Source organism: Legionella yabuuchiae (assembly GCF_900640115.1).
GTDB lineage: Bacteria > Pseudomonadota > Gammaproteobacteria > Legionellales > Legionellaceae > Legionella_A > Legionella_A yabuuchiae.
The window spans coordinates 1-591 of the sequence record NZ_CAAAIW010000077.1 but is presented as its reverse complement, the minus strand read 5'-3'; the positions used below and the strand labels follow the sequence as shown (position 1 = coordinate 591).

Below are 591 nucleotides of genomic sequence, written 5' to 3'. Positions count from 1 at the left end.
TTTTCGCGCTCAGTTGCTTCTAATTTTCTCTTCATGTGCGCATTTGATCATACTAGATCCATGATTTCAATATTTTTTTTCGGATTTTGATTTCCGATGGGTATATACCCAATCAACTTCAAAATGCTAATTTTTTACTATCCATTGTTGCGCCCATCCAACGTCTAAAAACTCGCAATAGGGCTTTTTATTACTCGCTTTTAAACGTTGGATGGACAAAAAAATTGAGTCGTCTAAAACATAGCATTTTGAAGTTGATTGGGTATACATCGTTTCATATCATTGTCTGAAGGTTAACCAGACGTGATTGTGAAGCATGTTTTTGTTTCACGTGAAACACTACAGAACCTTCTGCTGATTACGTTATACGGTCATAAAACACGACTTGACATGTACATCTCTGTACATGACAAAAAACCGGTCATGCCCGCGCAGGCGGGCAACCATCCATCAAAATAATCCGATGCCAAATCAAGCCACTGGGGGTTGTTTTGCTCGATAAGGTTTATTTTCCATTGTCGGTTCCACTTCTTGATGCGTTTTTCTCTGGTTATTGCTTCGTAGACATCAGAATGAATTTCATAATAAACC

The 591-nt window shown here is 38.2% G+C and carries 1 protein-coding gene; it reads right to left on the bottom strand.

The window, feature by feature from the left end; all coding sequences use genetic code 11:
* Positions 1-371: 371 nt before the first annotated feature.
* A partial coding sequence (locus E1O47_RS12760) for a GIY-YIG nuclease family protein (RefSeq protein ID WP_479724358.1) occupies positions 372-591 on the bottom strand: 220 nt, incomplete at its 5' end.